8 protein-coding genes are annotated in these 13,028 nt (G+C 53.9%); 1 reads left to right on the top strand and 7 read right to left on the bottom strand.

The genetic code is table 11. The annotated features are described in order from the left end of the window. The first annotated feature begins 30 nt into the window (after nt 1–30). A complete protein-coding gene (locus ACH50O_RS23255) occupies nt 31–966 on the top strand; it encodes a WYL domain-containing protein (RefSeq protein ID WP_446812196.1) in 936 nt (311 codons plus the stop codon). A 194-nt stretch (nt 967–1,160) separates the two neighbouring features. Here ACH50O_RS23255 and ACH50O_RS23250 read toward each other — a convergent pair whose 3' ends face one another. From ACH50O_RS23250 to ACH50O_RS23220, 7 genes are all read right to left on the bottom strand, one after another. Continuing rightward, nucleotides 1,161–1,649 carry a hypothetical protein gene (locus ACH50O_RS23250; protein ID WP_446812195.1) on the bottom strand — a complete coding sequence of 163 codons (489 nt, stop codon included), beginning with the start codon at nt 1,647–1,649 and terminating at the stop codon, nt 1,161–1,163. Between the two features lie 108 nt (nt 1,650–1,757). Further along, a complete protein-coding gene (gene xrtM, locus ACH50O_RS23245) occupies nt 1,758–2,288 on the bottom strand; it encodes an exosortase family protein XrtM (RefSeq protein ID WP_446812194.1) in 531 nt (176 codons plus the stop codon). A gap of 195 nt (nt 2,289–2,483) precedes the next feature. Further along, complete coding sequence (locus tag ACH50O_RS23240; protein ID WP_446812193.1) at nt 2,484–2,828, bottom strand: DUF6572 domain-containing protein; 345 nt, start codon at nt 2,826–2,828, stop codon at nt 2,484–2,486. Beyond that, nucleotides 2,825–4,891, bottom strand: a complete 2,067-nt coding sequence (locus ACH50O_RS23235) for an RHS repeat-associated core domain-containing protein (protein WP_446812192.1) — start codon at nt 4,889–4,891, stop codon at nt 2,825–2,827. Before ACH50O_RS23235 ends, ACH50O_RS23240 begins: the two co-directional genes overlap by 4 nt. 347 nt (nt 4,892–5,238) lie before the next feature. After that, on the bottom strand, nt 5,239–5,652 hold the full coding sequence (locus ACH50O_RS23230; protein WP_446812191.1) for an SMI1/KNR4 family protein: 414 nt from the start codon (nt 5,650–5,652) through the stop codon (nt 5,239–5,241). Further along, on the bottom strand, nt 5,642–11,251 hold the full coding sequence (locus ACH50O_RS23225) for an RHS repeat-associated core domain-containing protein (RefSeq protein WP_446812190.1): 5,610 nt from the start codon (nt 11,249–11,251) through the stop codon (nt 5,642–5,644). The genes ACH50O_RS23230 and ACH50O_RS23225 overlap by 11 nt, the downstream gene beginning before the upstream one ends. After that, nucleotides 11,212–13,002: a transglutaminase domain-containing protein gene (locus ACH50O_RS23220; protein WP_446812189.1), complete on the bottom strand. Its 1,791-nt coding sequence runs from the start codon at nt 13,000–13,002 to the stop codon at nt 11,212–11,214. Before ACH50O_RS23220 ends, ACH50O_RS23225 begins: the two co-directional genes overlap by 40 nt. Nucleotides 13,003–13,028 lie beyond the last annotated feature (26 nt).

Below are 13,028 nucleotides of genomic sequence, written 5' to 3'. Positions count from 1 at the left end.
TAAAGTTTTTTTACTGATAATGAGATGCCAATGAAGCAATCAACACAAAAAAAGCGGTGGGGGGTGGAGCGACGCCTTGAATTTATTGAGTTTGTATCTTATTGGGAAGGTACAATTAATCGATCTCATATAATGGAGCATTTCGGGGTATCGGCGCCGCAGGCGTCTAGTGACTTAACCACTTATCAAAAACTTGCCCCTCAAAATCTCCGATATGACTTAAGTTCCAAACGATATGTTGCGACGGATCAATTCGAATTTAAACTCATCGAGCCGGACGCGGATCTTTATCTCAAGCAACTGACTGCACTATCCACCCAATCGGTGGAATTAGAAGATACTTGGCTAAATACCACCCCAGCGGCTGAAGTTATTCCAATTCCAACCCGTAAAGTCGAACCAACTATCCTTTTCGGAATTCTTAAAGCTATCAGGTCAAAAAGATCCATTGAAATTGAATATCAATCGTTAAATCCAACGACAACTGAGACTGCGTGGCGCCGTGTTACACCGCATGCCTTTGCCTCAGACGGATTTCGTTGGCATATGAGAGCGTATTGCCATCGGGACAATAGATTTAAGGATTTTCTCCTTTCCCGTTGCAGCAATACAAGAGCGGATGGAGCTCCTGGGCCTGGTGTAGAAAGCGATGACAAATGGCTCACCTATTTCGAGGTTAAACTTGCACCTAATCCGCGACTCTCGACTTCTCAAAAAAGGGCAATTGAGCAGGATTATGCAATGCAAGATGGCTATGTTGTTTTGCCGGTTCGATATGCACTACTGTATTATTTCGATAAGCGCCTTAGGTACGATCTATTGCCGCAACGTTCAACAAATTCGCTAGGAGACCCGAGAGAAATACCTATCGTTGTAGCAAATCAAACTGAATATGAAGCGGCTTTGGAGACAATAGGCGTTCAATTTCGTACTGATTACACAAACAAGCTCGTTGATAATCAGTAGACAAAGCCGTCTCTAAAGCAGCAATATAAAGGTGCCGGACCAGCGCAGCTTACCGAAGTAGCAAATTGGAAAGAGTGTTGCTCAAATTGAGCAGATCAAGGTCTTGGCGCGAAGTGCAGTCGGCGCTGAAACGCGGCTTGAAGATGTGTTAAAAAGAGACAAAAACGGATAGTGTGGGAGGTAATACAGCCGTTTCAAGTCCGCAGCAACCCACGCTGTAATTGTATACACAACCAAGCGGCCGCAATCCCCAGCAGCCAGCGGCCGCCCAATTCGCAAAATACCATCCAGTCTACAAACCACGGTACCAGCCGTGGATTTTGACCCGCCTCGGCAATGTCTTGAAAGGAGACTTCCAATTTGCCTACCAACAGCGCCGGTAAAGTGGCCATGACCACCAATGCCGCCGTCAGCAAACCCAATGCTATCAACAATAATCGTTGTCGCCAGCTTTGCACTGGCCAAACCAGTAGAATCGAACCCTCGATAACAAAAGGTACAAAGCTATGCAGCAAATGGGCCGATGACGTCAATTCGCCACCAGACTGTATGTAATGACTCGAGTTCAGATAAATCGGCCGCAGAACCCAGGCCGACAACTCAATCGAGTAATCCAGTTGAGATTGCGCCGATTTCACCAGCTTTAAGCCGGGCGCCAGGTCGGGCGCCAACGTGATCATCATGGCCTTAAGCAAGGGAATAGCCCCTTCGCCAGCCATTCCCCAAGATACAAAACCACACCGGACAACACCAGCCAGGCCAACAAGCCTTTTAGGGTTAGAGAAAACAACTCACGCCGGCTCATGATGTTGATCTGTCGAACCGAACGCCCACCAGGCAAAATAGAAACATCCTAGAACGACCATCAACGTCGGTGCCACATAGGTATGAATCAGCTGAAACCAATCCGGATGATAAGCGATGATGAAATACAGCGCGCAAATACGCAATAGATTAAGGCCATAGATCAAACCGGTACCCAACAGCAGACCGAACAGTTTCCGCTTCAATCCGGACGGAAACACCAGAACGGCGGAAATCACCAAAAACAACACCCCGGCGCCGTCGCAGCCGCGTACAATTTCCAGATCGGCCTTGGCGGAAAGCAGATGATTGTGCTTGGCCAAAACCTGTTCCAGCGGGGCGAAAAAGTTGATCAAATCGGCGCAAATAGCTACTACACCATGGTAGTAAATCACGTTGACGAACAGATCGACCGGAATCTTGAAATAGGCGTAGTCGAGCAGCGCGTAGCAGCCTACGAATAACGTGAAAGTAAGCCATTCACGACTTTTACCGGCAAAATTCGTGTCGTTAGTCACCTACAAAAAAATCCTTGCATCCTGGGCGCACGTTATCGCGTTGTCGTAACGGCGAAAGCTCGAGTCCCATAACGAAGTCTGGGTATTCCGGCTCAGCACAAGCCGCTTGACTTTTCAAGCGGCCGTCGCCGGTCTTGTCGCCCAGTCGCGAGATATGGTTCGGATACAACCTACGGAACTACGATGGTTTTTTGATTAATGGACTATAGAACCGATATTTTTTGAGAAAATATGGTTAACCCTTATGTTTAGCCTTGACGCGACATTTGATGCGTCTTGAAATAATTTTAACCCTTCTTTTGGAACAGGATACCTAGATAAAATATCTATCCTTACACTTTTTCCAATTGCGCTGGGGTAGGTTTCGTATATTTGTTCTGATTCAATAAAACCAAAATACGCGTTTAGTTTGTTCTGAATAGCTGCCAAATGCAGATTCACATCATCCCAATCCCATGAGTCAATAATACTTAATACAACTGTATCACTTTCATTTTCAGTGCCTATAGCGTCAACCACTTCTATATTATCTAAACTCATTGAGACCCCTTCCGTATAATATCAACAATTGAAGGAGGAATTTGAGTTCCCCCAACATAAGGAGCTTTGCCATTTCCTACGACTGTACCGCCGTAAATCTCTAACTCAGGATAAACCACTGCTTGATTTGGCGTCAGAGGCGCAGTGGATGATGCTTTCATATCCGATAAAACTGTAGTCCCGGTTTCGACATTTGTACCTAGAGCATCAAGGCGAACGTTTAGACCAGAAGGTCCGTTTGACTTTATAGTAATTTGTGGCTGGATATTTGACTGAGTTTGGGGAAGCACATTACTCAGTACTTCTGCTTCCCAAGCAGCACCTGCCGCTTTATTTTGCAGTAAAACATCCTTTGTTCCAAGCCCAAAAGCGAATCGCACATCCGTTCCCGGTATTTTGGGAGCCACGGAATCTAGGACATTATAAAACCCAGTCCGTGCTTGATTGCCTAGGAAATTAGAAATTGAAGAATTCGAGTTAATCTGTCCTTGTGCACCACTGACAAAGTCTTGAATCGGTCCACTTATTGATGATGGTAACTGACTGACTCCGTTGTTATAGGAATACGCAATGTTGTTACCGATATTCGTATACAGGTCGTTACGAGCGTTGACGTAACTTGTTGCTTGCGTATCACCCCAGGTCAACACCTGTCTGGCCAACAACCCATTCGGATCATTAAAATTAATCGGATTGTTGTGGACGTAGCTGTAGCGGTTAAGCCCATCGACGTAGCCCAAGGGGTCGCGTTGGGTAAACCTAGTTTGATTCGGATCGTAATACCGGGCCCGATAGTAAGTCAGCCCACTGGCGTCCGGTTCTCTGCCGGTGTAGCCATATTGTGGAACGGTACCGGTGCTTTGGATCTTGCTGCCGTAGGCATCAAACCTTTGCGTGGCGGTGACGGCTTTCGCGGCGTTGGTGGTGGCGAGGATACTACCCAGGCCATCCTGGTGGTAGTACTGGGCCGTCGCCGTCGGCAGGTTGACGTTGCCGGTCAGCCTGGCCAGTGGATGGTCGGTGCCGGCTTGGACGTAGATTGCGTTAGGCGTGGTCCAGCCGCTGCCGGGGTATTCGGCGTAGACATTCTGTCCGTCGTACAGATAGTTGGTGACGGTAGCGCCTTCGGTTTTCTGGGTACGTCGGCCTTGGTCGTCGTATTTGAAGCTGCCGGTGGTGACCGCGTTGACTTGGACTTGATTGAGTCGATTGAAGCTGTCGTATTGGTATTGGCTTTGGGTGGTAGCGGTGCAGCTTTGGTCGTTGGGCCGGGTGACCGTGCCGCTGCTGCATTTTTGGGTTTGTTGGCCGTTTTGATCGTACAGGTAGGCTTCCAGCAGGGTGCCGCTCAGATTGGTTTGGCGGACTTCGGTCAGTTGATTGGCCGCATCCAGTTTGTAGGCAATCGTGTTGGTCACCGGCGCACCGATTTGCTTTTGCACCCGGTTGCCGTAAACGTCGTGGCTGAAGCTTTGGGTTTGGCTGGCAGTGCCGTTTTGGACTTGCGTCAGCCGGTCCAGTGCGTCGTAGCTGTAGGTGTAACTCAGGGTGGCCTGGCCGCTGAGGGTTTCCTGGTTGGTCTTTCTTCTGCCCAGGCCGTCGTAGCTGTATTGGCTTTGTTGGATGACAGTCGCGGCGTTCTTATGAGCGATTTGACCTAAGCTGTTATCGGCGTTCCAAACCTGGGTTTGGCTTAACCCCGACGGGTAGCGGACTTCGAGCAATCGGCCGCCGTCATCGTAGTCGAAGGTGTAGTGGTCGTAGTTGGGCGACCACAGGCTAATCAGCCGGCCGACCGGATCGTACAGGTAATCGGTACGGCGGCCGTCGTTGTCTTGTTGGCTGTCCAGCAGGCCGCCGGGACTCCAGGCGTAGCTGAGGGTTTTTTGGCCTCGGCTGTCGGTGACGTCGGTCAGGCGGTGGGCGGCGTCGTATTGGTAGTCGTAGGCGACCTCGATTTGGCTATTGGGCGTCGGGCTCCAGGTTTCGGCGCGGGTGGTTTGCCCCAGTGGGTTGCGGTCGTAGTCGATTTTTTTACCGTCTTCAGCAGTGACGCTGAGCAACTGGTGGCCGTAGTCCCAGGCGTAAGTCAGGGTGTGGCCGTTGGCACCCGGAGTCTGTACCGTTTTGACATTGTTGTTTAGGTCGTAGCTGTAGGTGGTGACCTGGCCCAGAGCGTCGGTTTCGTTAAGCTTGCGGCCGAAGTCGTCGTATTGAAAGCTGGCTTGGGTGGCGACTGTGTTGGCGTCTTACCGGCCACGTCGTATTGGTACTGGCTGATATGGCCGCCGGCATTCCATCACCGACATTGGTTGTTTAAATTGTTAAAGAGCTTGCGATGCGTTTTTTGCTTCAAAACGTGCGGTTCGTGCCTTACCGCCCGCTACGGGCTTACGGCCTTTTGCGGCCTTTACGTGGTTTGTTCAATTAAGTACATTAATAATCCATTAAAAGAAATTGCACAAAAAAAAGGCTCTTCATCACCGAGATCAAAATCGTAAAATTTAACAATTTTTATGTCTTTATCTCGCAAATCAAAAGCATAAGATTGTCCTCCGCCATTTGATGCAAATATTAAAAGTCCTGGTGCAAATCTTTCAACAGCGGCAGCTTGATTGATTTGCGATATTTCATCTGCACGAAAAACTATTAAGTGCTCTTCACCTATAGAGCCATGACCGCCATTACCGAGCTTTAGAAAATCAATATAATCAGATGGCAACATTTCAACGTGTGGAATCTTAGAAATCTCATCATTAGATGCCGGTCCGTTGAGAGTAAATGATTCAGTTAGAAGACTCTCATTAAATGTACTATTTTCCATTAACGTTCTCTATGTATCGTTGTAAGTCTTTCCACCATGTATTCAGTTGATAATGAAGCGAAGGATCAACGGTTACTTTATTCTCCGGGTCAGTAGGGCTGCCACCAAATTTCACAGGCTGAATTTCGTGAACTTGTTGCGGACTAATTGACGGATCAGCTTTATGTATTGACCGATTAGCTGCATTCGCAGCAGCACGATTCGCTTCATACTCAGCTCCGGAAATAAGATTTACAGGATTAGTTGGTTTAGGTACAGCGGCAGGATAGCCGGTCCAGTCCACAATGGAAAATGATCCTGGTTTAATTTCTGAAACACTTTTTGTCAGCAGGTTTTTTGCAGCTTGAGACTCGCCCCCGGTAACAGCCGCTGCCGCAATCTCCAATCCGCCTTGAATGCCCCAAATCGCGGCATTCGTATAGTTGCCGGCTTGGTAATTGGCAGCTGTTTGCTGAAAAGCATTTGAGGCCGGTGTGACCGCATTCAGCCCGCTGTTAACATAGCTAATGCCATCCGTTTGCACCCAAGTTCTGACGGATTGCGCCAGCAACCCATTCGGATCATTAAAGTTAATCGGATTGTTATGCACATAGCTGTAGCGGTTGAGCCCATCGACATAGCCCAGCGGGTCGCGCTGGGTAAACCGTGTTTGGTTCGGATCGTAGTACCGGGCCCGGTAGTAAGTCAGCCCACTGGCGTCCGGTTCCCGGCCGGTGTAGCCGTACTGCGGTAATGTGCCTGAGCTTGCGATTTTGCTGCCATAAGCGTCAAAGCGTTGGGTGGCGGTGACGGCTTTGGCGGCGTTGGTGGTGGCGAGAATGGAGCCGATGCCATCCTGGTGATAGTAAGCCGCCGTGGCGCTAGGCAGGTTGACGTTGCCGGTCAGCCTTGCCAGCGGGTGGTCTGTGCCGGCCTGAACGTAAACGGCGTTCGCTGTGGTCCAGCCGCTGCCGGGGTATTCGGCGTAGATTGAGCCACCGTCGTAATGGTAATTGATGACGGTAGCGCCTTCGGTTTTCTGGGTACGTCGGCCTTGGTCGTCGTATTTGAAGCTGCCGGTGGTGACTGCGTTGACTTGGACTTGATTGAGTCGATTGAAGCTGTCGTATTGGTATTGGCTTTGGGTGGTGGCGGTGCAGCTTTGGTCGTTGGGCCGGGTGACCGTGCCGCCGCTGCATTTTTGGGTTTGCTGGCCGTTTTGATCGTACAGGTAGGCTTCCAGCAGGGTGCCGCTCAGATTGGTTTGGCGGACTTCGGTGAGTTGATTGGCCGTATCCAGTTTGTAGGCAATCGTGTTGGTCACCGGCGCACCGATTTGCTTTTGCACCCGGTTGCCGTAAACGTCGTGGCTGAAGCTTTGGGTTTGGCTGGCAGTGCCGTTTTGGACTTGCGTCAGCCGGTCCAGTGCGTCGTAGCTGTAGGTGTAACTCAGGGTGGCCTGGCCGCTGAGAGTTTCCTGGTTGGTCTTTCTTCTGCCCAGGCCGTCGTAGCTGTATTGGCTTTGTTGGATGACAGTCGCGGCGTTCTTATGAGCGATTTGACCTAAGCTGTTATCGGCGTTCCAAACCTGGGTTTGGCTTAACCCCGACGGGTAGCGGACTTCGAGCAATCGGCCGCCGTCGTCGTAGTCGAAGGTGTAGTGGTCGTAGTTGGGCGACCACAGGCTGATCAGCCGGCCGACCGGATCGTACAGGTAATCGGTACGGCGGCCGTCGTTGTCTTGTTGGCTGTCCAGCAGGCCGCCGGGACTCCAGGCGTAGCTGAGGGTTTTTTGGCCTCGGCTGTCGGTGACATCTGTTAGGCGATGCGCCGCATCGTACGCGTAGTCATAGGCGACCTCGAGTTGGCTGCCGGGATTGGCGCCCCAGCTTTCGCTGTGGGTGGTTTGCCCCAGCGGGTTGCGGTCGTAGTCGATTTTTTTACCGTCTTCGGCAGTGACGCTGAGCAACTGGTGGCCGTAGTCCCAGGCGTAAGTCAGGGTGTGGCCGTTGGCACCCGGAGTCTGTACCGTTTTGACATTGTTGTTTAGGTCGTAGCTGTAGGTGGTGACCTGGCCCAGGGCGTCGGTTTCGTTAAGCTTGCGGCCGAAGTCGTCGTATTGAAAGCTGGCTTGGGTGGCGACCGTATCGCCGGCACTGGCGCCGGTGTTGGCGTCGATGCCGCTGCCGCCGTCGGCCGTGGTTTGGCCGGCTTTGATCTCGGTCAGACGGCCTAGATTGTCGTAGACATAACGGGTCAGCGGCCGAATGGTTTGGTTGAAGGTGGCGCTGCTGGGGTTTTGATCCGCATGGGCGGGGCCGGCAATCCGGACTAATTGGCCCAGGACGTTATAGGTGTTGAGGGTGTCGCGAGCGGATTCGCTGGCACCGGCGGCGGGGGTATCGGTGGTTTTGACGACTTGCCCCAGGACATCGTAATCGAACTGGCGGATTTGGCCCAGGGTGTAGCTGCCGACCTTGGGTTGGGTCACGCTTTTCAGGCGGCCGTCTTGGCTGGCGTTCCAATAGCTGTAAATCGAGGTGTTGCCGTTGGGGTCGGTGACGGTTTTGACGCGGCCGGCGGCATCCAGTTTGCGGTCGACGTGATGCCCGGCCTTGTCGTAGGCCTTGATCCAGCGGTTGACGGCGTCGTAATCAAAACCCAGGGTGTAGTTGTCAGGGTCGGTCAGCAACGTTAGGTTACCGGCCGCGTCGTATTGGTACTGGCTGATATGGCCGCCGGCGTCCAGGCTGGCTTCCAGCCGGCCGGCGTCGTTATAGCCGCGGTAGGCGCTATCCCAGAGCCGGGTTTGATTATTTTGGGTCAGCTCCAGTTCGTTAGCCGTTAAGCGGCCGTCGCCGTCGTAAAAGTAGTTGCGTAGATGGCCGGCGGCATCGGTGCCGGTCAGCGGCAGGCTATCGGCGTCGTAACTGCTGCTGACCGTCTGCCAGTCGGCGTCGATGCCTAGCGTCTGCCGGCCCAGGTTGTCGAATTGCAGCGTGGCGGTATCGGTCGGGTCCGATGCATTGATGACGCCGTCGCCGGTCTTGTCGCCCGATCGCGCGATCTGGATCGGATAGAGGGTGTTGGCATCATAGCTGGTGGTGACGGTCGGTCCCGTGCCGCTGGCGAAGCTGCCCAGCGTGGCGCCGGTGAAGTCGCGTAAGGTTTTGGTTTGGGTGGGCTGGCCGGTGGCGGTATCGTAGTTACGTTTCGTCCAGGCGGCAATGTTCGCCAACGCCGGGGTGGTGCCGGCGGTCGGGACGATGCCGGCTTTTAAGCGAACGCTGTCGGTCAGGTTACCCTGGGCGTCGTATTTGAGCAGGGTCCAGTTGCCCTTGGCATCCTTGATGCGCTGCGGGGCATTGAAGGCGGTGAAGTTATAGTATTCGGTGGTGGCGCCGGACGGCTGGGTGGTTTTGATGACGTTGCCGGCGCCGTCGTACTGGTATTGCACCTGCAAACCGGCCGGGTCGGATTCGGTCAGGCGATTGAAGGGGTTGACTGGATCGTAACTGTAATCGTGAGCGGCGCCGGTTTCGTCGACGATGCGCAACGGGTTGCCGTTGGCATCAAAGGTATGCCGGCGCTCGAAGCCGCGTTCGTTGACGGTGACGGTTTCGCGACGAAAATCCTGGTAACGGAAGGTGGTGGTTTCCGGTAACAACGTACCGTTATTATGCCGTTGGTGACGGAACACCCGGCCATCGAGGTAGTACGAAAATTTCATGCCTTCGCCTTGTGGCGCGGCGGTGGTCTTCAGGGCATGATTCAGGTTTTGGCCGTCGGCGCTGTTGTAGTAGGTGTAAGTGACCGGCGCATGTTGGTTGGCGACCGCTAACGGGCTTTTGTAGCTGGTCAGGTTGCCGTTGCCGTCGGTGTATCCGTATTGGTGGGTAGCCAATATCGTGCCGCCGATGGCTTTCACATCCAATTGCGTGATGCGGCCCGTGGTGTAGCTAAAGGCCAGCTTGCGGCCCGGCCCGTCGGTCACGTCTTTCAGCGTCTGGTCGGCGTTATAACTCAGGGTCAAGGTATTGAGGTTGCGGTCCTTGATGCTCAGCAGTTTGGCCAGGGTGCCGGCCGTCGTGCCGGCGTTGGTCTCGAAGCCGTAGCGCAGGCCGTTCTTTTCGGTAACACTCCAACTGCCGTCGGTTTCGCGCTTCAGCGTGGCATACACGCCGGGGGCGGCCAGAAAGCTACTGCCCGCCGGGACGCTGCTGCCGGACAAGCGAAAGAAACGTTCCGCGCCGCTGCCGTCCAGCCAGCCGACTTTGACAAAGCCGCCCTCGACGCCGTAAAAATTCAGTTTGTGATTAAAGCTGTGGGTCCAACCGAAGCCCAACGGGCCGTCCTTGGGATTGCGGCTGTTGTAGTTGCGCTCGAACACCAGCGGCAAGCCCCGGCCCGGCACCGTAATATCGCGCTCGCTGTGATACAAATTGCCGGTGGCCAGGTTGACCGGGTCGCCGCCCCAGCTTTGCAGGGCATTTAAACCGTTGGACAGCGTGGTGGAGTTGATCGGGAAGCTGCTGAAGAAGTTGCTGGGTAGATAGCTATCGCGCGGGTAGGATGTGCTGACAGGACTCGGATTGACTAAAGGGTAGCCGCCGCCAAGACCGCCGGCGATCATCGCAGAAAAGTAGCCATTGGTTTGATTTTCCACCATGTAGACGGCGCCGTTCCAGCTATGGGTTTGGCCGTCGGTGTAGGCAATCGTGCTTCTCGGTACGGTAACAGTCGATTGTTTAGTCACCACCTCTTTTTTGATTGCCGCCTTATATGTCCCCATACTGACGTTGTCCATCCACGCGGCCCAGCTACTTTCAAAACTGGCATCGCTCATCGGCGTGAAGGTACGTAGCGGAATCGTGTTTTCAGTCGCAAATTGCAAGCCGCGTACCGTGGACACCGCATCGGTACGGATCAGTTCTTGCCAGATGTAGTGCTCGTAGGCCGAAGCGCTGTAGGCAAACAGCTTGAATGTCGGCCAGGTTTCGTTAAGGAGAGTCGTACCGTCAGTCGCTGAGGTATCGAGCTTGACCAGATGCGCAAGATTACCCAACACGTCGATGTAGGGCCCACTCGGATGCACGGCAAACGGCAGATCGAACAGGTAATCGACCTTGAGCCCGGCGGCGGTCAAGCCGAGATGGGTGCCGCTTTCACTACTGACACCATTGAGTTCGCCCAGCCGTTGTCCGGCATCGGTGACGTAGCGCAGGTACTTCATTAAGGCGATATGCAGCAGTTCGCCTTCCGTTTCATCGTAATTGGCGGCGTTGGCCGGCGTCGGTGCGGTCGGCGCGGCTTGCACCGACTGAATCAAACGGTCGGCCCGTTCCGCCAGCAGACGATCCGAACCTTGCCGGGCATAGGCCATCAGTGCGTGATGGGCGCCGGCTTTCAAATTGGTGTAGACGGTCTTGTTGAAACAATGCAAATCGGGGTCCGGCGTACTGCTGGCCGGATCATCGTTACGGCAAGAGGCTTGAGAGAGCGTGGTGTCGCCCAAGGTCACCTTCATGATCAAGCGATGCTGCGTACCCAAGGTGATAGACCCGGTGCCGGTCGCTTGGATCACGCCATCGACCTTGATGACCGGATGGAGATTGACCAAGCTGGGGGACTGGCCAAGTCCCCGTTCCAGTTGTTCCAGAGGGTCTGCGAAGCTGAATCCGCCGGTACATAGGACAGCGTGACACGTTGCTGGGCAACGGCGGGTAACGATAATTGTTGGTCGGTTAATAACACGCTGCCGCTACCGTCTCGTACTTTGATAGTGAACTGATAGCGATGGTCGGCCGGCAGGCTGGCGGCTTCTGATGAGCTGGTGCCGGACCAATTGACGTATTGGACGACATCATAAGGCAGCGTCACCGGTAAAATGTCGTAGGCTCTGGCCGTTTGTTCGCCCAGATAAGGTACATCCAGCAGCGTATTGTCCGCGTTTAGGCCCTTGATGTAGGTTTCGACCTGAGACGTGTAACGTTCATGCGGCAAAGTATTGGTGCGGCCGGACAGATAACCCGTGGCGCTATAGTCGAAAGCGACATTGGATTGGATACCGGCAATTCCCGGTTGATAGGTTTTGTCCTTGAAACTGGGGTCTAGTGGAATCCAGCGGTAGCCGGTATTGTCAGCTGAAGCGCCCCGGTAATTGCCGTAAGGTAAGCAGGCTTCGACCCAGACATGGCGCAGAAATATGCCGTTGGCGTTGGTATAATAACCGGCATTAGGGTTGAGGTTGCCCGACAAAATTGCACCGGCAGCTTGGTACGTTTTGGCGCCTACCCAGCGCGGGCCACGGCCATTAGCACCGGGATTGGCGGAATCGATCAATTTGACGTCGCCCAGCACATAGCGGGCCGGAATGTTGGATGCGCGTAATAGCGCAATCAGCAAAGATGCTTGGTCAGTTGCGCCGCCAGCACTACTGTACAAGGTGCCGAGCGAGCCTTTCATCGAGCCGAAGTAAGGCTCGAAGCGAATGTTGTTATACACATATTGGTATAGTTTGACCGGCGAGTAATTCAGTTTCGCGGCAAGGTCTCGGATTTCCTGGGAAATGACCACGTCTTCAGTGGCGGCGAGGTCCGGCTGCGAATAACCGCAGGCTGCCGCTTCAGTAGGCGTCGTCGGCACCGCCGCTTCGGCCGGTTTACCCAACATATCCAGCAGGAAGGCGTAGGCCGGCATATCGGGCTTGAATGGCCCAACGCTCAGATAACGGGGTAATTTTTTACTGGCCTCTGCGGGCGTGGGTTTCACCTCGGCACCTAGCCGGATAGTCGGCATCGGCATCGCTTCGGGCGCAGCATCGGCAGCTTGCCCACGGCGATGCAATGCCCGTAACTCGGCTTTGGCATTGCCTAAGGCACGGCGGCGAGTGCCGTCTTCATGCGCAGCGGAAAATCCGGACAAGGCATGATCGATACGATCAAAACGTTGCGCGACCTGTTTGGCATAACGGTCGAAGGCAGCCACTTTATCGGGCTGTTTTAGGCCGGCCAGCTTTGCGCGCATCCGATCCAGCTCAGCGTCCACGTCTTGCCTTAAGTCCGCAATTTCGGATCGTTTGCCTTCCAATAGTTCCTGTTTGGAAGGCAGCCGATTGGCTTGGCCGGCCTGTTGCAATTGGTCCTCGTTATCCGCTTCGTCTATCAGGTCGGCGGCCTCGTCCAGATGCTCGCGCAGTTGCTGCGCTAAGGCGTTGCCCGGTTGTTGGTGCACCTTGAGCAGCGATTGCACCACGGCGTCCGGCAAAGCGGCGGGATCTTTCGGGGCGGCCCATAGGGAGGACGTCACTAATAGACCCTGGCATAGCAACGCGAAAACCAGGAGTGAACGGAAGCCGGAAACGAGTGACATGGAAAATTCCTTGGCTGAGCCTGAAG

Source organism: Methylomonas sp. 2BW1-5-20, assembly GCF_052474515.1.
This window is presented reverse-complemented; position numbering and strand designations above follow the sequence as displayed.